At 33.1% G+C, this 18,928-nt stretch carries 33 protein-coding genes and 1 pseudogene; 26 read left to right on the top strand and 8 right to left on the bottom strand.

Features of this window, described 5'->3' with window-relative positions; translation table 11 throughout:
* Window positions 1-195, bottom strand: a pseudogene (locus ACJDU8_RS23065) (hypothetical protein); the annotation flags it as partial.
* A gap of 8 nt (window positions 196-203) precedes the next feature.
* A complete protein-coding gene (locus ACJDU8_RS23060) occupies window positions 204-641 on the bottom strand; it encodes a helix-turn-helix domain-containing protein (RefSeq protein WP_406794535.1) in 438 nt (145 codons plus the stop codon).
* A 159-nt stretch (window positions 642-800) separates the two neighbouring features.
* Between ACJDU8_RS23060 and ACJDU8_RS23055 the strand changes: the two genes are divergently transcribed.
* Complete coding sequence (locus ACJDU8_RS23055; RefSeq protein WP_406794534.1) at window positions 801-1,043, top strand: helix-turn-helix transcriptional regulator; 243 nt, start codon at window positions 801-803, stop codon at window positions 1,041-1,043.
* Between the two features lie 18 nt (window positions 1,044-1,061).
* On the opposite strand, the gene ACJDU8_RS23050 is transcribed toward ACJDU8_RS23055, so the two are convergent.
* Genes ACJDU8_RS23050 through ACJDU8_RS23035 form a run of 4 tightly spaced genes read right to left on the bottom strand, consistent with a single transcriptional unit; the run spans window position 1,062 to window position 2,381 of the window.
* Entirely contained in the window at window positions 1,062-1,325 is a 264-nt protein-coding gene (locus ACJDU8_RS23050; RefSeq protein ID WP_406794533.1) for a hypothetical protein, read from the bottom strand.
* A gap of 47 nt (window positions 1,326-1,372) precedes the next feature.
* Window positions 1,373-1,672 carry a hypothetical protein gene (locus tag ACJDU8_RS23045; RefSeq protein ID WP_406794532.1) on the bottom strand — a complete coding sequence of 100 codons (300 nt, stop codon included), beginning with the start codon at window positions 1,670-1,672 and terminating at the stop codon, window positions 1,373-1,375.
* Between the two features lie 51 nt (window positions 1,673-1,723).
* Window positions 1,724-2,053, bottom strand: a complete 330-nt coding sequence (locus tag ACJDU8_RS23040; RefSeq protein WP_406794531.1) for a hypothetical protein — start codon at window positions 2,051-2,053, stop codon at window positions 1,724-1,726.
* 19 nt (window positions 2,054-2,072) lie between these two features.
* Window positions 2,073-2,381: a helix-turn-helix domain-containing protein gene (locus ACJDU8_RS23035; RefSeq protein ID WP_406794530.1), complete on the bottom strand. Its 309-nt coding sequence runs from the start codon at window positions 2,379-2,381 to the stop codon at window positions 2,073-2,075.
* A 140-nt stretch (window positions 2,382-2,521) separates the two neighbouring features.
* Here ACJDU8_RS23035 and ACJDU8_RS23030 point away from each other — a divergent pair, with 140 nt between their 5' ends.
* Together ACJDU8_RS23030 and ACJDU8_RS23025 are read left to right on the top strand one after the other, a co-directional pair.
* Window positions 2,522-2,755: a helix-turn-helix domain-containing protein gene (locus ACJDU8_RS23030; protein WP_406794529.1), complete on the top strand. Its 234-nt coding sequence runs from the start codon at window positions 2,522-2,524 to the stop codon at window positions 2,753-2,755.
* Window positions 2,755-3,135 (top strand): hypothetical protein, encoded by a 381-nt coding sequence (locus ACJDU8_RS23025; protein WP_406794528.1) that lies wholly within the window; start codon window positions 2,755-2,757, stop codon window positions 3,133-3,135. Before ACJDU8_RS23030 ends, ACJDU8_RS23025 begins: the two co-directional genes overlap by 1 nt.
* Here ACJDU8_RS23025 and ACJDU8_RS23020 read toward each other — a convergent pair.
* Window positions 3,105-3,326 carry a hypothetical protein gene (locus ACJDU8_RS23020; RefSeq protein ID WP_406794527.1) on the bottom strand — a complete coding sequence of 74 codons (222 nt, stop codon included), beginning with the start codon at window positions 3,324-3,326 and terminating at the stop codon, window positions 3,105-3,107. The two genes, ACJDU8_RS23025 and ACJDU8_RS23020, sit on opposite strands and share 31 nt — an antisense overlap.
* A 114-nt stretch (window positions 3,327-3,440) precedes the next feature.
* Here ACJDU8_RS23020 and ACJDU8_RS23015 point away from each other — a divergent pair, with 114 nt between their 5' ends.
* From ACJDU8_RS23015 to ACJDU8_RS22935, 17 genes are all read left to right on the top strand, one after another.
* The gene (locus ACJDU8_RS23015) at window positions 3,441-3,887 is read left to right on the top strand and encodes a helix-turn-helix domain-containing protein (RefSeq protein ID WP_406794526.1); all 447 of its coding nucleotides are present in this window, start codon (window positions 3,441-3,443) and stop codon (window positions 3,885-3,887) included.
* Window positions 3,888-3,998: 111 nt separating this feature from the next.
* A complete protein-coding gene (locus ACJDU8_RS23010; protein WP_406794525.1) occupies window positions 3,999-4,160 on the top strand; it encodes a hypothetical protein in 162 nt (53 codons plus the stop codon).
* A gap of 17 nt (window positions 4,161-4,177) precedes the next feature.
* Window positions 4,178-4,519, top strand: a complete 342-nt coding sequence (locus ACJDU8_RS23005) for a hypothetical protein (RefSeq protein ID WP_406794524.1) — start codon at window positions 4,178-4,180, stop codon at window positions 4,517-4,519.
* A complete protein-coding gene (locus ACJDU8_RS23000; RefSeq protein ID WP_406794523.1) occupies window positions 4,516-4,674 on the top strand; it encodes an aspartyl-phosphate phosphatase Spo0E family protein in 159 nt (52 codons plus the stop codon). Before ACJDU8_RS23005 ends, ACJDU8_RS23000 begins: the two co-directional genes overlap by 4 nt.
* Entirely contained in the window at window positions 4,671-4,919 is a 249-nt protein-coding gene (locus ACJDU8_RS22995) for a hypothetical protein (protein WP_406794522.1), read from the top strand. Before ACJDU8_RS23000 ends, ACJDU8_RS22995 begins: the two co-directional genes overlap by 4 nt.
* A 76-nt stretch (window positions 4,920-4,995) precedes the next feature.
* Window positions 4,996-5,235, top strand: coding sequence for a hypothetical protein (locus ACJDU8_RS22990; RefSeq protein ID WP_406794521.1), 240 nt, complete (start codon window positions 4,996-4,998; stop codon window positions 5,233-5,235).
* A gap of 182 nt (window positions 5,236-5,417) precedes the next feature.
* Window positions 5,418-7,403, top strand: a complete 1,986-nt coding sequence (locus tag ACJDU8_RS22985) for an AAA family ATPase (protein ID WP_406794520.1) — start codon at window positions 5,418-5,420, stop codon at window positions 7,401-7,403.
* Window positions 7,404-7,423: 20 nt separating this feature from the next.
* The gene (locus ACJDU8_RS22980; protein WP_406794519.1) at window positions 7,424-8,371 is read left to right on the top strand and encodes a recombinase RecT; all 948 of its coding nucleotides are present in this window, start codon (window positions 7,424-7,426) and stop codon (window positions 8,369-8,371) included.
* On the top strand, window positions 8,371-9,141 hold the full coding sequence (locus ACJDU8_RS22975; RefSeq protein WP_406794518.1) for an MBL fold metallo-hydrolase: 771 nt from the start codon (window positions 8,371-8,373) through the stop codon (window positions 9,139-9,141). Before ACJDU8_RS22980 ends, ACJDU8_RS22975 begins: the two co-directional genes overlap by 1 nt.
* Window positions 9,142-9,227: 86 nt before the next feature.
* Window positions 9,228-10,079 carry a hypothetical protein gene (locus ACJDU8_RS22970; RefSeq protein ID WP_406794517.1) on the top strand — a complete coding sequence of 284 codons (852 nt, stop codon included), beginning with the start codon at window positions 9,228-9,230 and terminating at the stop codon, window positions 10,077-10,079.
* Window positions 10,012-10,878 carry an ATP-binding protein gene (locus ACJDU8_RS22965; protein ID WP_406794516.1) on the top strand — a complete coding sequence of 289 codons (867 nt, stop codon included), beginning with the start codon at window positions 10,012-10,014 and terminating at the stop codon, window positions 10,876-10,878. Before ACJDU8_RS22970 ends, ACJDU8_RS22965 begins: the two co-directional genes overlap by 68 nt.
* Window positions 10,879-10,946: 68 nt before the next feature.
* Window positions 10,947-11,300 (top strand): hypothetical protein, encoded by a 354-nt coding sequence (locus tag ACJDU8_RS22960; protein WP_406794515.1) that lies wholly within the window; start codon window positions 10,947-10,949, stop codon window positions 11,298-11,300.
* Between the two features lie 49 nt (window positions 11,301-11,349).
* Entirely contained in the window at window positions 11,350-12,774 is a 1,425-nt protein-coding gene (locus tag ACJDU8_RS22955) for a DNA cytosine methyltransferase (RefSeq protein ID WP_406794514.1), read from the top strand.
* 163 nt (window positions 12,775-12,937) lie between these two features.
* Window positions 12,938-13,147, top strand: a complete 210-nt coding sequence (locus ACJDU8_RS22950; RefSeq protein WP_406794513.1) for a hypothetical protein — start codon at window positions 12,938-12,940, stop codon at window positions 13,145-13,147.
* A gap of 49 nt (window positions 13,148-13,196) precedes the next feature.
* Window positions 13,197-13,460, top strand: coding sequence for a DUF1064 domain-containing protein (locus tag ACJDU8_RS22945; RefSeq protein WP_406794512.1), 264 nt, complete (start codon window positions 13,197-13,199; stop codon window positions 13,458-13,460).
* Between the two features lie 6 nt (window positions 13,461-13,466).
* Window positions 13,467-13,712: a hypothetical protein gene (locus ACJDU8_RS22940; protein ID WP_406794511.1), complete on the top strand. Its 246-nt coding sequence runs from the start codon at window positions 13,467-13,469 to the stop codon at window positions 13,710-13,712.
* 22 nt (window positions 13,713-13,734) lie between these two features.
* Entirely contained in the window at window positions 13,735-13,902 is a 168-nt protein-coding gene (locus tag ACJDU8_RS22935; RefSeq protein WP_406794510.1) for a hypothetical protein, read from the top strand.
* Between the two features lie 76 nt (window positions 13,903-13,978).
* Here ACJDU8_RS22935 and ACJDU8_RS22930 read toward each other — a convergent pair whose 3' ends face one another.
* Window positions 13,979-14,494, bottom strand: a complete 516-nt coding sequence (locus ACJDU8_RS22930; RefSeq protein WP_406794509.1) for a DUF4489 domain-containing protein — start codon at window positions 14,492-14,494, stop codon at window positions 13,979-13,981.
* A 402-nt stretch (window positions 14,495-14,896) separates the two neighbouring features.
* Here ACJDU8_RS22930 and ACJDU8_RS22925 point away from each other — a divergent pair, with 402 nt between their 5' ends.
* From ACJDU8_RS22925 to terS, 6 genes are all read left to right on the top strand, one after another.
* Window positions 14,897-15,337 (top strand): ASCH domain-containing protein, encoded by a 441-nt coding sequence (locus ACJDU8_RS22925; protein WP_406794508.1) that lies wholly within the window; start codon window positions 14,897-14,899, stop codon window positions 15,335-15,337.
* A 105-nt stretch (window positions 15,338-15,442) separates the two neighbouring features.
* The gene (locus tag ACJDU8_RS22920; protein ID WP_406794507.1) at window positions 15,443-15,961 is read left to right on the top strand and encodes a hypothetical protein; all 519 of its coding nucleotides are present in this window, start codon (window positions 15,443-15,445) and stop codon (window positions 15,959-15,961) included.
* A gap of 230 nt (window positions 15,962-16,191) precedes the next feature.
* Complete coding sequence (locus ACJDU8_RS22915; RefSeq protein ID WP_406794506.1) at window positions 16,192-16,842, top strand: flagellar brake protein; 651 nt, start codon at window positions 16,192-16,194, stop codon at window positions 16,840-16,842.
* Window positions 16,843-17,791: 949 nt separating this feature from the next.
* Window positions 17,792-17,953, top strand: a complete 162-nt coding sequence (locus ACJDU8_RS22910; RefSeq protein WP_406794505.1) for a hypothetical protein — start codon at window positions 17,792-17,794, stop codon at window positions 17,951-17,953.
* 347 nt (window positions 17,954-18,300) lie between these two features.
* Window positions 18,301-18,423 (top strand): hypothetical protein, encoded by a 123-nt coding sequence (locus tag ACJDU8_RS22905; RefSeq protein WP_406794504.1) that lies wholly within the window; start codon window positions 18,301-18,303, stop codon window positions 18,421-18,423.
* A 59-nt stretch (window positions 18,424-18,482) separates the two neighbouring features.
* A partial coding sequence (gene terS / locus ACJDU8_RS22900) for a phage terminase small subunit (protein WP_406794503.1) occupies window positions 18,483-18,928 on the top strand: 446 nt, incomplete at its 3' end.

The raw sequence follows: 18,928 nt of genomic DNA, 5'->3' as shown, positions 1-18,928 counted from the left end.
TCCACAGCAAGTTAAAATATGGAAATAACTTAGGGTTTTTCTCATTTTAATTTGTACTTTTTCTTGACATAGTACCATAGTTTTTTTAAAAGGTCTTTTAATTATTGTTATTTTTAATTCCTTTGCAAGTTTTTCAGGATCTCTTGTGCCGTATTTTTGGATTAAGTGTTTAACTCTTGCATGAATATTTATCATCAGACCACCTACTTATCTTCTTTAGGTTTTCTTTTATTAAGAGCTTTAGCTTTCCAGAATAACTCAGACATTAAATCGAGCATTTCTTTTTTAGCATCTTCATTTAATTCATCATTTAAAAAAAATGCTTCATTAGCTTTTTTCATTTCTTCCATATACTGTTTTTTATCACGAGAAGTAATTTTGTATTTATCTGAATATTCTTTTGGAATGTTGATTTCTATTTTTGGTTCTTTTTTATTTGTAAGTCCCATTAAATAGTCAAGAGAAACATTAAAATATTCTGCTATTTTTTTCTTAACAGTATCACTAGGAACTCTTTTATCTGATTCGTATTGAGATAATGTAGTATTACCTATATTAAGTATTTTAGCTAATTCTAATTGACTTATTGATTTTTCTTCACGTAGACTTCGTATTCTATTACCTAATGTGTAATTTGTCATTTTGTTAACTCCTTTTCACAATTAGTAAACTTAATTTTATTATATCAAAATATTTATAAAAAAATATTGTATTTCACAATTTGAGAATGAAAGTATTGACTTTTGCAAAATGTGAAAGTATAATATGGATAAAGGTTTTGCTCATTGTGAAGTGAGGAGGTGATTAGAACGAATAATAAAATGAAATTTTATAGACAAAAAAATAACCTGACTCAAGAAGAAATGGCAAGTAAATTATGTATCTCAGTGAGTGCCTACAATATGATAGAAAATGGTAATAGGGGTATTTCCTTATTGAGGGCAAAACAATTAGAAGAAATATTTAATGCTACTATAGATGAAATTTTTTTTAATAACAACTTTCACAATAAGCAAAATATAATTCAAAAGAAGGTCGTATGATGGGATACAAAGCTCCATCTACCTAACACCTTTAAGAAAAGCTATGTCAGTCATGTTCTTACCAGCAACAGCTTCAACCATAGTTAAATCTTTTGATATGGTATCAATTTTACCTTCCACTGAGGCAACCCTGTGGTTGAGTTGATCTAGTAAAGCGTTGTGTTCTTCACTTGCATGTTCTAAAGCTTTGAGTATTTGGGTGTTTTCATCAAGTTGAGATTTTATTGGAGATAGTTCTTCTTTTAATAATTGCTTAATAGCAGATAAGGTTTCTTTATCCATGAAATCATATCCTTTCAATTTATTTTAAATATAAAAATAAAATATAGCTAATTCTCAGATGCAGAGAACTTATTGAAGTTTTCAAGGAAATCATAAGCTTTTTCACCTTTAGTCACAGCAGCTTTGATTGATTTAACATCACCAGATAATTCAGCAACAGTATGGGTTAAGTTATCTATCTCAGATTTATGTACTTGGAAATTATGCTCAAGAGCTTTAAGAATTTGAGTATTTTCCTGAACTTCAGATTGGAGTCCATCAAATTTTGATTCAATATTATCAAGACGTTTATTGGTCTTGTTCTGAGAGTCAAGTATCTGTTGTAGTAATTTCTCTGTAGTGTTCATTTTAATAGTCCTTTCGGAATTTATTTAGTGTGATGGATGCAAAGCTTGATATTACTTAGCAGACTTAAGGTAAGCTATATCCATGATATTTTTACCGGTTGCACTTTCAATAAAAGCTACGTCTTTTGACAGTATATTAACATCTTTTTTTATAGATTGTATATCACCGGAAATATTAGCTAAATCGTGCTTCATATTTTCCTGCTCGGCTTTTATAACATCTACTTTATGTTCAAGAGCTTTAAGGATTTGAGTGTTTTCAGATGTTTGGGATTCAAGCCCATTAAGTTGAGATTGCATGGATTCAAATTTATTATCCATCGAATCAATCTTATTTGAAAGATTGTCTAATATATTTAATATTTTTTCTTCGTTGTTCATGAAATCATATCCTTTCAGATTATTTTAGGGATTGTATGAACTTAGAAAGTAACTCAAGCTGCCCAGGTGTTAAATCTTTAGCGCTGTTTAAAAGTTCCTTGAGTTCAGAAGTAAGAACTACATGTTCTGAATCATCATTAAAAAATTCAGAAAGAGTAATAGAAAAGAACTCACATATTTTAATTAGCAAATCAATTGATGGTTTTGCAGTACCCTTTTCAATCTTATTTATAGTAGAAGGGTCAACACCAATTGAAAGAGCCAGTTTATTAGCTGATATGTTATTGATTTTTCTTATATGTACTAGCTTTTTACCAATATCAATCATAGTATTACCTCACTTGAATATAATTCAACTTTAATTATACAGGAATAATTAAGTAAAAAAAATATTGGATTATGTTCACAATTTTATATTGATATATTGAATTAAATCCAATATACTTAACATGTAAGGAGGTGGAAATAGTGCTTGGCGACAAAATAAGAAAAATGCGAGAGAAACAGTCATTAACACAAATACAGCTTGCTGACAAAGTTAATGCAGATATATCTACAATTTCAAAAATTGAAAATAACAAGTCTAACCCATCGTTACCTATGCTTTATAAAATTGCTAGAGTATTGGATTGTACTCCAGATGAACTAATAAAAGATACCGAAATAAAGTCTCTAATAGTAACTCAAAAGGAGGTCGTGTGATGAACAATTTAGAGCAACGCATCAAACAGTTAGAGCAAAGGGTAGCTGCACTTGAAGAGCAAGTTAAAGCACAGCCACAAAGAATAATTAAAAATGAAAAAATATTATTAAATATTCAGAAGCAAAGAGCGAAAGCTATGAATGCAAAACTGGAGCAACAGGAACAACTCAATAAAGGCGAACTTGAATGTATTTATCGTCACTTAAAAATGTTTGTTTTTACTTGTTGGAAGAAGAAAGAGAATGTACCTGATGCATGTATTGGATGTAATCATTATTGCAATGAAGGCAAAAAAGGTCTTGATCCATGGCCTGCGTTTTATAAGCTTTCTAACTTGGCTGATAAATCTTACTCTGGTTCAGAAGGAGCATTTAAATAAACAGGGCAGCCTCTCCACTTATCTTTTGACGGATAAGGACAATTATTAATTTCAGTACACCAATAGTCTATTTTCTTATATTCAGTTCTAGTACCCAACTTAGGAATTTCTGCATAGTCAATATTTATTGAATGAAGTTCATCAAAATAAGGGCATTGAGCTGTAAATCTGTAAGTAGTAATTTTATACACAACATATCACCACCTTTCAGTGATGATAATTCTACAAAAATATGTAAAAACCTTTGGAAGAATATACTATGTGCTTTATAATATTAATTCTACTACCAAAAGGAGGTGAGATAAATGGTACAAGAGTACAGGAATATCTACCAAATAGCGAGGGAGAGTGCAGGTTTAACTCAAGAAAAATCATCGGAGTTACTGGACATATCTGTGGATAGCTTAAGAGCTTATGAAAGTGGGAAAAGGATACCTCCAGATAAAGTAGTTATTAAAATGATAGAGATTTACAATACTCAATATTTAGCTTATCAACATTTAAAGACAAGTGCTGAGGTAGGACAAAAGTATTTACCTGAAATTGAAATTACAGATTTATCAACTGCTATTTTGAATCTGCAGGCACAAGTAGGGGACTATATTGCTTGTGAAAAGTTGCTTGTAAGGATCGCTTCTGATGGAAAAATAAGTGAAGATGAAAAGCGTGATTTTGAAAGAATAGCTAAAGAACTTAATGATGTGGTTGAAGCGATTTACGCTTTCAAATTTTCAAAACAAAAACTTGAATAGGAAGGATGGACAAACCAAGGTACAAAAAATGATCAACTGTGGATATGTCAAAAGATAAAAATACAAAGAATATTCAGTCTTATATAAAAATTAGTACAGGAGGTTATTTATATGTATTCAGCAATTGTATTAATACCAAAAGATAGAACAGAACTTGTTAGAAAGTTTTCTATACTCCTTGCAGATGCCATAGCAGAGGAACTGACACATGAAGAGCTTGGATATCTAATCTCTGAATTTGATAGGAGAGAGGGGATTAAAGATACTAAATAGGGAAAGGGGGTAAAGGTATGAATCAAAAAACAATTATTGAAGATCTAAGGCAGAAGGTTTTGAAATTGCAAAAACGAAACAAAGAGCTTACTGAGAGTTGCGAGAACTTTTCAGAAGTTGATACAAATCTATGGAATAAGGTGGGGTTACTAGAGGAAGAAAACAAGAAATTGAGATCAAAACTTGAAAATGTGTCTCGGCAGAATATCAAAAAGGTTAGATATATATCTGAAGCTTGTGGAAAACCCGATTTAAGGTGTGATTATTGCAGGGATGGAAAATGCAAAAGTAAGGAACATGGACTTTGTATTTTTAGGAAGATAGAGGATTGGAGAGATAAGGAGGCAGTAGGCGTTTGAATAATAAGGATATAGATAAGCAGATAGAGGATGTTAGGGAGAAGTTACACGAATATATCAGCTTGTATGGTGAACTGGATAAAAGAACTTTGCAGGTTAGTGAAGAACTAGACGAGCTTATAGCTAAAAAAATGAAGGAGGGAAAGAAGAAATGAATGGGTACTTACAGTGCTTAATAGAACAGTATGAGAGAAAACTTAATAAAGCTATAGGAGGGGCAGACAAAGCTATATATGGAGAGATTTTAACCGATCTTAAAAAATTTCAAGCATATACTCAACAATCTCAAAAATCTATTGTTGCTAATATTCCGAAGAAACATATTGCATTTGATTTTGTTGGTACAATGCCGGGACTTATGGAGTATTTAAAGAATTTAAATTCCAAGGGAGGAAAGTAGATGAGGGATAAGGAGTTTGTGAAGCTGCAGAGAGAAAACAAAAAGCTTAGGGAGCTTTTAAAGGAAGGTGAGTAACATGGATGCACTTAAAAAGGACAAGCTTGAAATGGCAGTGAGATTGTATTTTAAGGGATACACATTAAATGAAGCCTTTGAAATAGTAAGGCATGATGATATACAGCTTGATAACAACGGTAAACTCTATGAGCCATGTACAGGGGAAACTGTATGTCAGGATATCACTACTGCCACAGATGAGCAGATAAGAAGTTTATTACAAATAAAAAAAAGAGCTCTTATAAAAAGAGCCAAGTAAAAATTTATACTATCCCCATTCTACACCGGAATGGGGGAAAAATCAAACAAGGAAGGGAACTTATTTTGAAACTAATAATATTAGTCTCATTATATACTATTCAGCAATTGGTATTTATGGGAATAGTATTTATCAATTTTTATAGTAAAGAGAATAGATAAGAATTATTAAGGGGGGAGAGCATGAGTAAAACAATAGTTTTAAAAGAACTACATCTTAGAAGTTTCAAAGGAATAAAAGAGCTTGATATAAACTTTGACAAAATAACAAACATCTACGGTGACAATGCCACAGGAAAGACCACAATATTTGATGCCTTTACATGGCTGCTATTTAATAAGGACAGCCAGAATATAAGCAAATTTGATGTGCAGCCACTTGATGAGAACAATAAAGTGGACCCTATGATTCATACCGAAGTTGAAGCAGTACTTGAGATAAATGGTGTGAACACAGCTTTAAGGAAGCTCCTGAAAGAAAAATGGGTTAAACCAAAGGGAAAAACCGAATCAGAGTGTAAGGGTGCAACTACTTCTTACTACATCGATGATGTACCTAAGAAAGAGAATGAGTACAAGAAGAAAATAAATGAAATTATCCAGGAGGATATATTTAAGCTCCTGACAAATCCAATGCATTTCTCAACTAAAATGACATGGCAGGAAAGAAAGAAGATACTCATGGAGATGATAGGAGAAATTACGGACCAAAATGTTATTGATTCAAAGGAAAAATTGAAACCTCTAGAAGAACTTCTTGTGAACAAGGATATAGAGGAACTTAAAAAGAGTATAAATGCATCAAGAAAAAAGCTCATAAAGGATAAGGAATCAATACCTCCAAGGGTTGATGAGCTTAGAAAAACAATAAAAGAGGATATTGATTTTAATGCCCTGGAATTTAGAAAACGTGGAATAGTTGCAGGAATGAAAAGTGTGGAAGAAAAGCTGCTTGATAAAACAAAGATGGATGATGAGCTATTCATAAAAAAGGACAAACTTTATGGATTTAAATCCAGGCTTAAAGATATTGAACATGAAGAAGTTGAAAAGGCCGAAAGTGGGAGAGATAAAATAGCCCAGAATATAAGCAGCTTGAATGGGGAAATAGCTGAATTTAGGTTTGATATTAAATCCCTTGAAATGGAGAAAAACAACAACCTTAAAATAGCTAGGAATTTAGAAGTAGAAGTTAAAGCTTTAAGGGACAAGTGGTATGAAGAAAATGAAAAGTTATTTGAACTTCCTGAGGATGCACGTATATGTCCTACCTGCCACCGCCCTTTTGATGAGGAAGATATTGAAAGCCACAGGCAAGAGATGGAGGGCAATTTTAACCAGAATAAGGCGACAGTTACCAAGAATATAAGGGCTAAAGGTTTAGAGAAATCTAATGAACTTGAAAAGTATAAAGACAGAGTATTGGAGAATGAAACTGCTCTGAAAAATGCTGACGATTCTCTAAAAGAACTCAACAGCCAAAAAGATAAGCTTCAATCTAAAATGGATAACTTTAAAGTGAATATAGACCTTAATAGTAATAAGGAATACCAGGAGATATTAAAACAGGTGGAAGAACTTGAAACGGAACTGTCAAAACCAATGGAATCAGATACCCAGATAAGAGAACTTAAAGAGAGAAAAGAAAGTATAGAAAGAGAGCTTGAAGAGGTGAACTACAAGCTGGGATACAGGGAAATCAATGATAAGACAAATGCCAGAATTGAGGAATTGTTAAATAAAGAAAAAGAACTAAGCCAGCAGATTGCCAATCTAGAGAAGCAGGAGTTCCTGTGTAACGAATTCATAAAAACCAAGGTTGAACTTATGGAAACAAGCATTAATCTAAAATTCAAATATGTTAAGTTTAGATTTTTTAAGGCCCTGGTTAATGGAGGAATTGAAGAGGGCTGTGAACCTCTTGTAGATGGTATTCCATTTTCCACAAACTTAAATTCAGGTGCCAGGATTAATGCTGGAATAGATATAATAAACACCCTGTCCGGACACTATGGAATTAATGCACCAATATTTATAGATAACAGGGAAAGCACCACAAAGCTTATAGATGTGGAAAGCCAGGTAGTGAATTTAGCTGTAAGCAGTAAAGATAAAAAATTAAGAATTGAAAATGGCGAACTTACAGAGGAAAAACAACTGGCAAGTTAAGTTAAAGGAAGGTGATACAAATGGAAAGTAAAAGTACTGCAATAGCATTAGCCAAGGAAGAGGCTTTAAATCAGATAACAGAAAAAATAAGTGAGCTTAGAAAAAATAATGACATAGTGTTTCCAACTAATTATTCAGTTGCCAATGCCTTAAATAGTGCATGGCTGGCACTTCAGGAAGTAAAAGATAAAAATAACAAACCAGCACTAGAAGTATGCACTAAAAATTCAATTATAGGCTCATTATACGATATGTGTCTGCAGGGTTTAACACCGGCTAAAAAGCAATGTTATTTTGTGGTATATGGAGGCCAACTGCAGCTAATGAGAAGCTATATGGGAACTGTGGCAGTAACTAAGAGGTTAAAAGGCATCAAGGATATAAAATCTTACTGCATATATGAAGGTGATGAATTTGAGCAGACCTATGACTTGGACACAGCAACTCTAAAAATCAGTAAATTTAACCCTAAGTTTGAAAACATAGATACCAACAAAATTAAGGGAGCCTTTGCAGTAGTAATAGGGGAAAATGGTCACATTCATACTGAAGTAATGAATATAAACCAAATAAAGAATGCTTGGAAGCAAGGCTATGCAAAAGGTAATAGTGGAGCTCATAATAACTTTACAGACGAAATGGCAAAGAAGTCAGTAATAAACAGGGCTTGTAAGATGTATGCTAATACCTCGGATGACAGTGATCTTTTGGTTGAAGCTTTTAACAATACGGACAAGACCTATGATGAAGAAAGTATGGTAGGTAATGTTGAATATGAGGTTAAGGAAGAGATAAAGGACAAGGCTAATAAGAAGGCTATAGATATTGAAGCACCCAAGGAACAGTCCAAGGAACAGGCTGATAAACTAAAACGCCAGAGTGTAATTGATGTAAAACATGAAGATGTTAAGAATACTAAGGAAGAAAATATTTCAGGACAAACTGAAACGGAAGGACCGGGATTCTGATGAAACTCATAGTTTTAGGGAGTGGATCAGCAGGTAACTGCTATCTGCTCCAGAATAAAGATGAAACTTTGATACTTGATTGTGGACTACCCTATAAAACTATTTTAAAAGGACTGGATTTTAACTTGATGAATGTAGTGGGGTGCTTAGTTACCCATGAACATAAAGATCACAGTAAGTCTATAGAAGATCTTTTATCAAACACAATAAGAGTATATTCAAGTTTTGGAACATTTGAACATGTATTTGGCAGTATAAAGCATAAAACCAATGCCCTTTGGTATTCGCATTTTATGGAAATAAAGTCAGAAGGTCAATTTACTGCAGGGAATTTTACTGTACTTCCTTTTGAAACTGAACATTTTAATAATGATGGTACACCATGTAAGGAGCCTTTAGGGTTCCTAATACAGTATAAAGATATTGGCAAATTACTTTTTATTACAGATAGTTACTACTGTAAGTATAAATTTACAGGGCTTAATCACATTATGATTGAGTGTAACTACAGTATGGATATTGTAGATGAAAACTTTGAAAATGGATTAATACATCCTGTACTTAGAAACAGGCTTTTAAAATCCCATTTCAGTTTGGAGAATGTGAAAGAATTTCTAAGGGCTACTGATTTAAGCAAAGTTAAAGATATCGTGCTTTTACATCTTAGTGATAGTAATAGTAATGCTGCACAGTTTCAAGAAGAAATAGAAAGGCTTACAGGTAAACCTACCTATATTGCAGATAAAGGGTTGGAGATAGATTTATTCTAAGGAGTATAGCTATGGGAGAAGGCAGAACAATAAAGATTAAAATGTGTAAGAAATGTCATAAGAAAGTCCACGGGAGGTTATAAGACGTGATAGAGCCTAAGATAAAAGGAGGGTATATTCTCCTCTCAAGAAGGCTTGTAGAAAGTGAGATATTTGACAAACCTCCTCTTTATCTTAAGGTTTGGATATATTTGCTTTCTAAAGCTCAACATAAAGATTTTAAAGGACTTAAGAGAGGACAATTATGGACTAACATTCCTGAAATACAAGAGGCGTGCAGCTGGTATGTTGGATATAGAAAAGAAACTCCAACAAAAAAGCAAATTTATACCATTTTAGAGTGGCTGCGAAATCCTTGCGAACAGGATAACGAAGGAACTACGAAAGGAACTATGATAGTAACAACGAAGGTAACACAAGGATTGCTTATAAATGTAGATAAATACAGCTTTTATCAAGATTCGAAAAACTACGAAGGTAACAGCGAAAGTAACAACGAAGGAACAGCGAAAGAACTACGAAGGGAACAGCAAGGGAACAATATAAACAAGAATGATAATAATGATAATAATATTACTACTACTGAAAAAGAAAATAAGGAAAAAGAGAACTGGGTATTAGCACTGGAATATTTCTGCCAAAAATCAAGTAAACTTGATACGCAATTAAAACCTCGTGAACTGGAAGCTGCCCAAAAGATTTGTAATGAGGTGCCGTCCCTCAATACAGTTCTAAGAGGTATAGATCAAGCCTTTGATAAATTCAAACCAGATACCGAGAATGATAAAATAAACTCTTTTTGCTACTGTATAGGCATTATAAAAGATCTATGGAAGTGTGAGAATATCAACAAAAAAGGAGGCAAAAGCAATGTTAGAGACTCAAAACAACCTGCAGAATTTGGGATCGACAGTTCCGGGATTGGTTTCCACTTCTAAAACAGAACTAGACAATTGCCCTGTTTGTGGTGAACCTACAGGAAAAGTGGTCAGGCTAATGGGAAGAAATTATATAGTCCCAAGGATGTGTAAGTGTAAAAAAAAGGCTTTTGAAGAGGAAGAACGTATAGCCCAAGCCAGAGAAAAGCAGATTAGGCTTGAGAGAATATTTAATAACAGTCTTATGACCAAGGAGTTTAGGGAGCTTACGTTTGAAAGCTGGGACCATACTTTGGGTAATGAAAGTATGTATGAAATGGGAATAAAATATGTGAAATGCTTTAAAGAAAAAGCCATAAAAGAAAACTTAGGACTGCTTATTTACGGAAATCCAGGTAATGGGAAAACATTTTTATCAGGGTGCATTGCTAATGCACTTATCGAACAGTTTATACCTGTGGTTTGTGTTTCTGCTATTGGAATTTTAGAAAGAATAAAGAACAGCTTTAAAAGCTACGGGGATGAAGGAGTTCAGAACATACTCAATTGCTTGGATAACGCAGATTTAGTGATTATTGACGATATGGGGGTTGAAAATAATACAGATTGGTCCAGAGCTACTATCTATCAAATATTGGATTCTAGGTACAGGAAGAAAAAACCACTCATAATTACATCTAATTTGTCAATGAACCAGCTGAAAAGAAGATATGACAGGGACTGTGAATATGATATTGGCAGAACTGCAGATAGATTAATCCATGATATGTGTTCCCCTATTGAAAATACAGGTTCAAGTATACGGATAAAGAATGGGATTAGAAAAACTCAGATACTCAGAGATATATTAAACAGTTAGATTGAGGTGATAAAAATGGCAGTGTCGTTTGAAAGAACAAAGCCAGTTCTTGACTTTGTGAGAGATAATTGGGAAATTATGCCCGAAAGGACATGGCGAAGAAATTGGGGTGCAGTCCTTCACTCGTAGGAATTATAGGAGATGAATTAGGTTTGCCCATCCAGCGTAAGGCGCCTACGCTTCCAAGGGATTCATTCTATACCACGGATAGTATTCGAAGGTTGAAAAACGATTTTAGAATAGGTCAGAAAATAACACTAAAAGTAAGTTACGGCAAGGGTAAACACAAAATTGTAAAAGGTACCGTAGCTAACAAAACAGATTGTCTGGTGTTGGTTAAGTGGAAAAGAAACGGAAATCACCGCAGGGAGAGCTTTAAGTATGCTGAGTTTTGTTTGGGGGAGGCTGAGGTTGTGTCGTGAAGTGAAAAATATATGACAGAAAGTTTGTGAGAAAATGAAGCAGATTAGTATGCTAGATGAAATTATAGTAGATAATTTTGCAGGCGGTGGTGGAGCTTCAACTGGAATAGAGATGGCTACAGGACATAGTGTAGAGATTGCAATTAACCATGATCCTGCAGCAATAGCCATGCATAAAGTGAATCATCCTCAGACAGAACATTATTGTGAATCCGTTTGGGAAGTTGATCCCGTGAAAGCTGTAAGAGGTAGAAGAATTGGTTTAGCTTGGTTTAGTCCCGATTGTAAGCACTTTTCAAAGGCAAAAGGAGGAAAGCCATGTGATAAAAGAATAAGAGGTTTAGCATGGATTGTACTAAAATGGGCTGCTCTAGTTAGACCACGAGTGATTATGCTTGAAAATGTAGAAGAGTTCCAGACTTGGGGACCTTTAAACAGAAGAAGACACCCTATAAAAAGTAAAAAGGGAGAAACTTATTGGAAATGGAGAAATCAACTTGAAGCTTTAGGATATAAAGTTAATTCAAGAGAATTGATTGCAGCTGACTATGGAGCTCCAACAAAGAGAAAGCGTTTTTTCATGGTTGCAAGATGTGATGGTCAACCTATTATATGGCCTAAGAAAACTCATGGAGATAGAAATAGTGAGGAAGTTAAAAACGGAACACTAAAGCCGTATGTTCCAGCAGCTGAAGTTATTGATTGGAATATTCCTTGCAAAAGCATATTCGGTAGAAAAAAGCCACTTGTGGAAAATACTATGAAACGCATAGCGAGAGGAATACAAAAGTTTGTAATTGAAAATCCTGAGCCTTTTATAATGCAAATTGGTCAAACTGGATTCACGGAAGATAGAAATAAATCAATTCATGAGCCATTAACAACTATAGTAAGTAAAACAGAGCATTGTTTAGTAACACCTTATCTAATTCAATATCATTCAGAAACCACTAAAGATGGAGTAAGGGGACAATCTATTAAAGAGCCAATTATGACATTAGATAGCTCCCCTAGATATGGATTAGTAAGTGCCTTTATTATACAAATGAATAAAAATATGATAGGAACAGATATGAAAGAACCTATAAATACTATTGTTGCAGGACTAGGACACATGGGAGAAGTAAGAGCTTTCTTGATTAAGTATTATGGTCAAGGTGTGGGGCAGGATATTAAGGAACCATTAGATACTGTAGTTAGTAAAGATAGATTTGGGTTAGTTGAAATTTATGGACAAGATTATCAAATAGCTGATATTGGAATGAGAATGCTAGAGCCTCATGAGCTATTTGCAGCTCAAGGGTTTCCGAGTAACTATATTATAGATCATGATTATGAAGGGAAAAGATATCCGAAAACAGCTCAAGTAGCACGTTGTGGCAATGCAGTACCTCCACCCTTTGCAGAAGCATTGGTGAGAGCAAATCTTCCAGAATTATGCGAAGGTAATGGAAGGTTTAGAGAAGTAGGTTAATACGCAATACAAAATTAATTCATATAAATAACAGCTAAATTTAAGCAACAACATAGCAAATTTCAAAAAAGTGGACAAGTAGTATAGTTATATGTCTTGAAAGTATAACGGTTTTAAAATAGCTGTATGTGGATCTTGAGGTATTAGTGCAGCAGGTGAGGATATGGGTAAAAAACTAAGAATCATAAAAAATGCTAAACCAATAAAATTCGGAAAGCAAGTCAGTATATTTGATATAAGATTCTTAAAATCACTTGAAGGATATCAGTTAAGGATGATGATAGATGAATTGGACACAGGAACAATACGAGCAATATCTAAAAAAGAGAGGACAGAAAGTAGAAAAGGCAAAAGTAAAAAATCAGAAATATAGGAATAGGGGTGTATGGCATGATGGAATATATTTCAGGAGCCAGCTTGAAATGAAGAGGTACTGTCAGCTAAAGCTTTTATTCTATGCTGGTGAAATTGCAGGATTCATACTACAGCCTGAATTTATACTACAGGAAGGCAGAGGGGGACAAAGGGCCATAACTTATACTGCTGATTTTCTAGTTTTAAACAATGATGGGACCTATAGTGTTGAAGATACCAAGGGGTATGAATCGGCACAGTGGAAAAGAACATATAAGCAGTTTAAATTGAGGTATTCAGGTGTGGAGCTAAAGGTATTGAAGGAGGTATAAAAAGTTATGACACCAAATGAAGTAATTCATAAACTAACGATTAGATTTAACCTTAATTTAAAGCAAAGGTCAGAGGTTAGGGAACTTATAAAAGATATTGCCAAAGTTAAATCTTGTGACACTAAAAATGCTGCAGATGAAGTAAGAAGATTAATGGAGAATAAGCATAAGAGTATTGCTGAAATAAGGGAGCTGTATAATATCAAGAAATTATGCACCTTAAGAGAGTTTTGCCCAGATGATGCAAGTTAAAAAGATATAGGAAGGTGTAAGTATGATACTGACTGAATTTTACAGACAAAAAATAGGACAAATAGATAATGAGATTAGAGAGGCGGAGAATACCAGAGATTTTAAAAGATTGGCCAAGCTCCAGGCTGAACGGTTGGAGGTTGAGAGAAAGATGAAGGAAATTCAGCAGGGGTGTTACCAAGTGAAATGAAAATGGTACCAATCAACCAGGAAAAGATTATATGGTCGATTATACCATTTTCTTAAAAAATTATTCATTAATAGTATTATTCTGAATTATCTGTAGTAATTGCTATTAGTCTTGCAGCAAAAACACCAATATTGCCCGTAATAATAGTCCCAGCAGCTGTCACCGTTACAACATAAGTGCAGCATTCATTTAAACATTGGCTGCAATCACATACAAAAAATGTGAACAGGGTAGAAAAAGGGGCTGCTGCTGCTTGTGTCAATGAAAAAGAAAATTGTCCTCCAATAGGGATTGGTTGTTGATTGTCACATAGTTTAAATACTTGAAAGTTTAAGGTTCCTGCAAAAGGTGTTTCAGTTGTAATAGGCGTTACAATTATATTACTTGTAAATTCAAGTTTTGTACATGGTCTACAAAATTTAGAAGAATCTATAGTGATAGTGGCGACGGTAACAGTAGTTCCACCTAGGGTACCATCAGGTAGTACTGCTTGACCAGGTTCTCCACATTTTGAGATAACTAAGTGTGGTTTATTGATTTCACAATTGTGTATATGATCATTATTTAAATTAACATCTGATATTAAATCCATATATTGTTTCCCCCTAATTTATTATAGAGAATTTTAATAATACAACTTGATAATGTTGTAAATTTTTTAAGAATAAGTTAGTTGCTAGAATATGCTTATAATATATGATATTGGATAAACGAATAGGTGTGATATTATACCGTATAGATGTTTTTTCATGAATAGGTGTCAAGTGCAAAAATAGGAGTGTATTTTGGAGTTGAATTAAAAATAAATTTGCAATAAAACTAAACACCGGGGATTATCCATCCCCGGTATAAAGTGAAATATCGAATATATTTAATCATAGTATTTTAGTTTATGCACAATGTCCGATATTATTAAGTCTAATATATTGATATAACCTTATATGAATATGATGTGCAGAATTTAAATTAATATGCTGGGAATAGGAGGAGTGATATGAAAGTCTTAACAATTAAGCAGCCGTGGGCTAGTCTCATAGCTCTTGGTGAGAAGAAGATTGAGACAAGGTCATGGAAAACTAATTATCGTGGAGAGTTGTTTATACATGCAGGCAAGAGTGTTGATAAAGAAGCATGTAATGAATATTTTATAAAAGGAGCATTGCAAAAGTATGGTTATACAACGAGCGATCTTCTTACTGGAATGATAATTGCAAAAGTGGATTTAGTTGATTGCATAGAAATAGATTTAGGGACAGATCCAGGACTAAGGAAGGCTAAACTTAAAAATGGCAATGTAATTCAGGGTAATGAATATAGTTTTGGAGATTATTCACCAGGAAGATACGCTTGGATTTTAGATAATATAGAACCTTTAAGAAAGCCAATACCAGCAAAAGGCCAATTGAGCATATGGGAATATAAAGACTTCAGGTAGTTGATTAATTAAGAAATGGAAAGTTGCTGATTCCACAGTAAAATACAGAATATGAGACAAATAAAGATTTAGCTTAAATAAGATTTAAGGGGAGGAATTAAAATAATGGATGAAATGAAATTCATTGAGATGGAAGAAAAACTCCAGAGCTATTTTAACAAGGATAAGAAAATTAGTGTACTAAACAAGCAGTTAGAAGTTTTGAAAAGCCAGATAGATGTGATAGAGTACAAGCTTAAGAATGTTGCAGTAGACCTCCCCGAAGAATCACGCTCTATGGTATATGAAGAAAGAGTCCAGACAAGTCCTACCGGTGAAAGTTATGCTGAGAGGACTTTACTGCGTATAACGGATAAATTGATTAAGGAGCAGTCATGGAAGAGAGAACAGGTGGCAGATATAGAAGAAGCTCTTAGAAATATGGAAGCTGATAATGCTATTATTGAGGATAATATTAAAGATTTAAGGACTGAGGATCAGGAATTTTTGAAATATAAGTATAAGTGCAAGAGAACAGATTGGCAAGTGGGTATGAAGTTTAATATGTCTCCAGGAGGAGCTACTAAAAGGAGACATAGACTGATTGAGAACATAATTAACTGGGATATGTGGGTTAGTGCATAGATAACTATATTAATACTGTTTATATATGGTGTAGCAACTATTATTTGGGTAAGAACAGTAATATACTGTACATTACCAAGAGTAGAAATGTTTTTTCTTTTAAAATAATATCCTTTTAATATTTTCTTAACACCTTTATGATATTACTAATAATAATGGTTAATTTTTTATGTGTCTGGTAGGTAATGCGAAAATAAAGTCATCCACTAATATTGAGGTGTAGGAGTAATATGGAAAACTTTAAGATTAACGATTTAAGAGTAAATAAACAAATTCAATTTATGAATGATAAATTGTTTTTAGTAGGCAAAATTATAAAAGTAGAGGATAAATTTCTCGGGGTAATGGTTTCTAATTTGCAAGATAACTTTAAAATTTTTAATGTAAATGAAATTGCAAACTTTTTTGTCGTTTTTGAAGAGGAAGCTTATTGGTGTAACTCTACAGTTATTGGGTGTAGGTCAGGTGATTATTTTCAGTTAATAATTTTAAAACAACCAAAAGTTATTAATAAGATAGAGCGAAGAAAGTCACCAAGGATACCGGCAATATTAGATATTGAATATTGCTTCTTACCAGATAATATAGGTGAGCTAAGCAAAGTTACTCAAAAGTATAAACGAATGAAAAAAAAGACGTTTACCATTGATATTAGTATAGGCGGGATAGCTCTTATAACCTATGAAAAAATTGAAAAAGGAAAGTTACTTTTTCTTTCTTTTAAAATTAAAGAAAACATAGGGCTAGTATGCTCTGTTGCTAGATCGGAAGCAAGCGAAGGGAACGCAAATTTTAAAACTGCGCTAAAATTTGTTGATATTAACGTTAATCATCGAAATATTATTGATCGGTATATTAGTGAAAGAATGCAATCCAATTAATGACATTTCAGACGTTGACATGAATAATGCAATGGATAACCTAAATGAGCAGCATATTCATTTACACAATAGAACGTATTTTTTTATTTAATAAGACAATTTAAAAATTGTTAGGAATTATTCAGGAATTAAAGTGGAATTAAACAGGAATTAGATTGGAATTAAAATATTGTCAAAATGTAGTATGATAGTTATAGTGAGAATATCAGGGACTACACTGGTAGTAACTCATAACAGATCTGTCAATATACATTTAGCTTTAGGGTTGAGTGGGGCTACCAGTGCGGGAAACCGTAAATAAAGTTAAACTATATATTATGTATATGTCAGAGATAGGCACCGGGAAATTGGTGTCTCTTTTGTTCATAAATAGTTAACTAATGTGCCATTAAGCTGTAACAAACACTACTTATAATTATGAGTGTCCTTAGTAGATAAACCTTAGTATTAAATAAATAGTCTGTGATCAATAACCCAAATATATTATTTAAGCCAGTGCCTGTAGTTGCAGGGCACTTAAAACTCAAATGCAACTATCAGAAGTTGATATATTAAGATCCCATCCTTAAAAAATAATATTATATAAAATAAGCACTGGTATGACTAGTGCTTATTTTTGTTCAAATTTTAGTATATAAACTAAGTGTATCTTAGGAAATGTGTATACTTTTTATTACTAAATTGGTGTTATCATTGGAAGAACTAGTATCCATAAAATACCTCTATAAATCTATTCACAATATATATTATAAATAAAATAGTATATTGTGAATGAAAGCTAAAAAATGTATAAATTAAATATAAGTTTGAGGCATATATATAATATAGAACAATTTAGCTTCAACTAACTACTTGCTAGGAGTATATCTGTTTAACGTATCTCCTTTTTACGTTAATAATTAGTTTTCAGATATACTCTTTTTATGTAAAAAAGAAATAGGTGAGAAGTATGAAGATAAGAGAAATCCTGAAAGAAAAGCTTAATCAAGATGAAAAATTAAATAAAGATAAACAAAGGAGAGGCGAGCACCTCTCCCTTTCTGATATTGAAAAATTAATGAGGCATGACTGCTACAGGAGGGTTAAGGGTGCTGTTAGGAGGGTGAGGTAGAAATGAAAATAATACAAGGAAATTTAAAAAATGACTAAATAAAATAAACTTGTGTTTTAGTATAGAAGAATTATAATAAATGAAATAATTGACATCAAGTAGATGAAGTGATATACTTGTCAAGTTGTGTAAAGTTAATTACTTAGACAATTATGTGGAATAAAAGTTTCTGCATAATAAAGGTGAAATTATGAGGGGTGTCTTTATGCCTGTGGTTGCAGGGCATGTAAAATATAAATGCAACTACCATTAAATTTTTAGATATCTATTAATTTAGATATCTTATTTTTTATATAGAAATAAATTTTATAAATAGTGCATCCTGTATGTAGTAAGAGGTGATTTACTTGGGACGTAAAAATATTAAAGGGAAAAATAAAGAATTAACTGATTTCAGTCATTTACTTAATAAATACGAAAAGAAGAAGGACAATAATAGAATAGAGAAAGACGATAAAAAGGAGGATTAATTTCCTTCTTTTTTCATCCCCAAAACAAAACGAATGAGGCAGGTGGTGACAATGTAGAGATGCCGAGACAGAGAAGTCCGAATAGGGATAAAGCTAAACCAATGTACATGGAATCGGGTAGAACACTACTATGTAAGGACATAGCTAAGACATTAAATGTTTCTGAAAGTCAGGTTAGGAATTGGAAAGCACAAGATAATTCGGATAATAAAAATAAAATTGCGCAATCAAACGGGAATAGTTGCGCAACTAAACGTAAAAAGGGCGGCCAGCTCCAAAATAAGAATTCAAAAGGTCATGTGAGCAGCGTACCAAAATGGAATAAAAACGCTGAATCCCATGGCTTTTTTTCTAAGATTTTTCCCCCTGAAACAATGGAGGTGGTGCAAGATATTATGATAAAGGATCCTTTAGATATGCTCTGGGAGAATATAATAATCCAGTATACGGCCATAGCAAGGTCACAGAGGATTATGGATGTTACTGAAAAATCAGAAATGATTAA

Source organism: Candidatus Clostridium eludens (genome assembly GCF_045310515.1).
Taxonomy (GTDB): domain Bacteria; phylum Bacillota; class Clostridia; order Clostridiales; family Clostridiaceae; genus Clostridium_B; species Clostridium_B eludens.
The sequence above is the reverse complement of the archived record's forward strand: the minus strand, read 5'-3'. Positions and strand labels throughout refer to the sequence as shown.

Bases quoted from the DNA above. Each gene is read 5' to 3' on its own strand.
- ACJDU8_RS22945 (WP_406794512.1), top strand. From the start codon at position 13,197: ATGAAGAGGTACTGTCAGCTAAAGCTTTTATTCTATGCTGGTGAAATT.
- ACJDU8_RS22950 (WP_406794513.1), top strand. From the start codon at position 12,938: ATGGGTAAAAAACTAAGAATCATAAAAAATGCTAAACCAATAAAATTC.
- ACJDU8_RS22925 (WP_406794508.1), top strand. From the start codon at position 14,897: ATGAAAGTCTTAACAATTAAGCAGCCGTGGGCTAGTCTCATAGCTCTT.
- ACJDU8_RS23045 (WP_406794532.1), bottom strand. From the start codon at position 1,672: ATGAACACTACAGAGAAATTACTACAACAGATACTTGACTCTCAGAAC.
- ACJDU8_RS23015 (WP_406794526.1), top strand. From the start codon at position 3,441: ATGGTACAAGAGTACAGGAATATCTACCAAATAGCGAGGGAGAGTGCA.
- ACJDU8_RS22975 (WP_406794518.1), top strand. From the start codon at position 8,371: ATGAAACTCATAGTTTTAGGGAGTGGATCAGCAGGTAACTGCTATCTG.
- ACJDU8_RS22965 (WP_406794516.1), top strand. From the start codon at position 10,012: ATGTTAGAGACTCAAAACAACCTGCAGAATTTGGGATCGACAGTTCCG.
- ACJDU8_RS23060 (WP_406794535.1), bottom strand. From the start codon at position 641: ATGACAAATTACACATTAGGTAATAGAATACGAAGTCTACGTGAAGAA.
- ACJDU8_RS23040 (WP_406794531.1), bottom strand. From the start codon at position 2,053: ATGAACAACGAAGAAAAAATATTAAATATATTAGACAATCTTTCAAAT.
- ACJDU8_RS23035 (WP_406794530.1), bottom strand. From the start codon at position 2,381: ATGATTGATATTGGTAAAAAGCTAGTACATATAAGAAAAATCAATAAC.
- ACJDU8_RS22920 (WP_406794507.1), top strand. From the start codon at position 15,443: ATGGATGAAATGAAATTCATTGAGATGGAAGAAAAACTCCAGAGCTAT.
- ACJDU8_RS23010 (WP_406794525.1), top strand. From the start codon at position 3,999: ATGTATTCAGCAATTGTATTAATACCAAAAGATAGAACAGAACTTGTT.
- ACJDU8_RS22985 (WP_406794520.1), top strand. From the start codon at position 5,418: ATGAGTAAAACAATAGTTTTAAAAGAACTACATCTTAGAAGTTTCAAA.
- ACJDU8_RS22980 (WP_406794519.1), top strand. From the start codon at position 7,424: ATGGAAAGTAAAAGTACTGCAATAGCATTAGCCAAGGAAGAGGCTTTA.
- ACJDU8_RS22995 (WP_406794522.1), top strand. From the start codon at position 4,671: ATGAATGGGTACTTACAGTGCTTAATAGAACAGTATGAGAGAAAACTT.
- ACJDU8_RS22910 (WP_406794505.1), top strand. From the start codon at position 17,792: ATGAAGATAAGAGAAATCCTGAAAGAAAAGCTTAATCAAGATGAAAAA.
- ACJDU8_RS22955 (WP_406794514.1), top strand. From the start codon at position 11,350: ATGCTAGATGAAATTATAGTAGATAATTTTGCAGGCGGTGGTGGAGCT.
- ACJDU8_RS23025 (WP_406794528.1), top strand. From the start codon at position 2,755: ATGAACAATTTAGAGCAACGCATCAAACAGTTAGAGCAAAGGGTAGCT.
- ACJDU8_RS23005 (WP_406794524.1), top strand. From the start codon at position 4,178: ATGAATCAAAAAACAATTATTGAAGATCTAAGGCAGAAGGTTTTGAAA.
- ACJDU8_RS22915 (WP_406794506.1), top strand. From the start codon at position 16,192: ATGGAAAACTTTAAGATTAACGATTTAAGAGTAAATAAACAAATTCAA.
- ACJDU8_RS22990 (WP_406794521.1), top strand. From the start codon at position 4,996: ATGGATGCACTTAAAAAGGACAAGCTTGAAATGGCAGTGAGATTGTAT.
- ACJDU8_RS22940 (WP_406794511.1), top strand. From the start codon at position 13,467: ATGACACCAAATGAAGTAATTCATAAACTAACGATTAGATTTAACCTT.
- ACJDU8_RS23050 (WP_406794533.1), bottom strand. From the start codon at position 1,325: ATGGATAAAGAAACCTTATCTGCTATTAAGCAATTATTAAAAGAAGAA.
- ACJDU8_RS22930 (WP_406794509.1), bottom strand. From the start codon at position 14,494: ATGGATTTAATATCAGATGTTAATTTAAATAATGATCATATACACAAT.
- ACJDU8_RS22935 (WP_406794510.1), top strand. From the start codon at position 13,735: ATGATACTGACTGAATTTTACAGACAAAAAATAGGACAAATAGATAAT.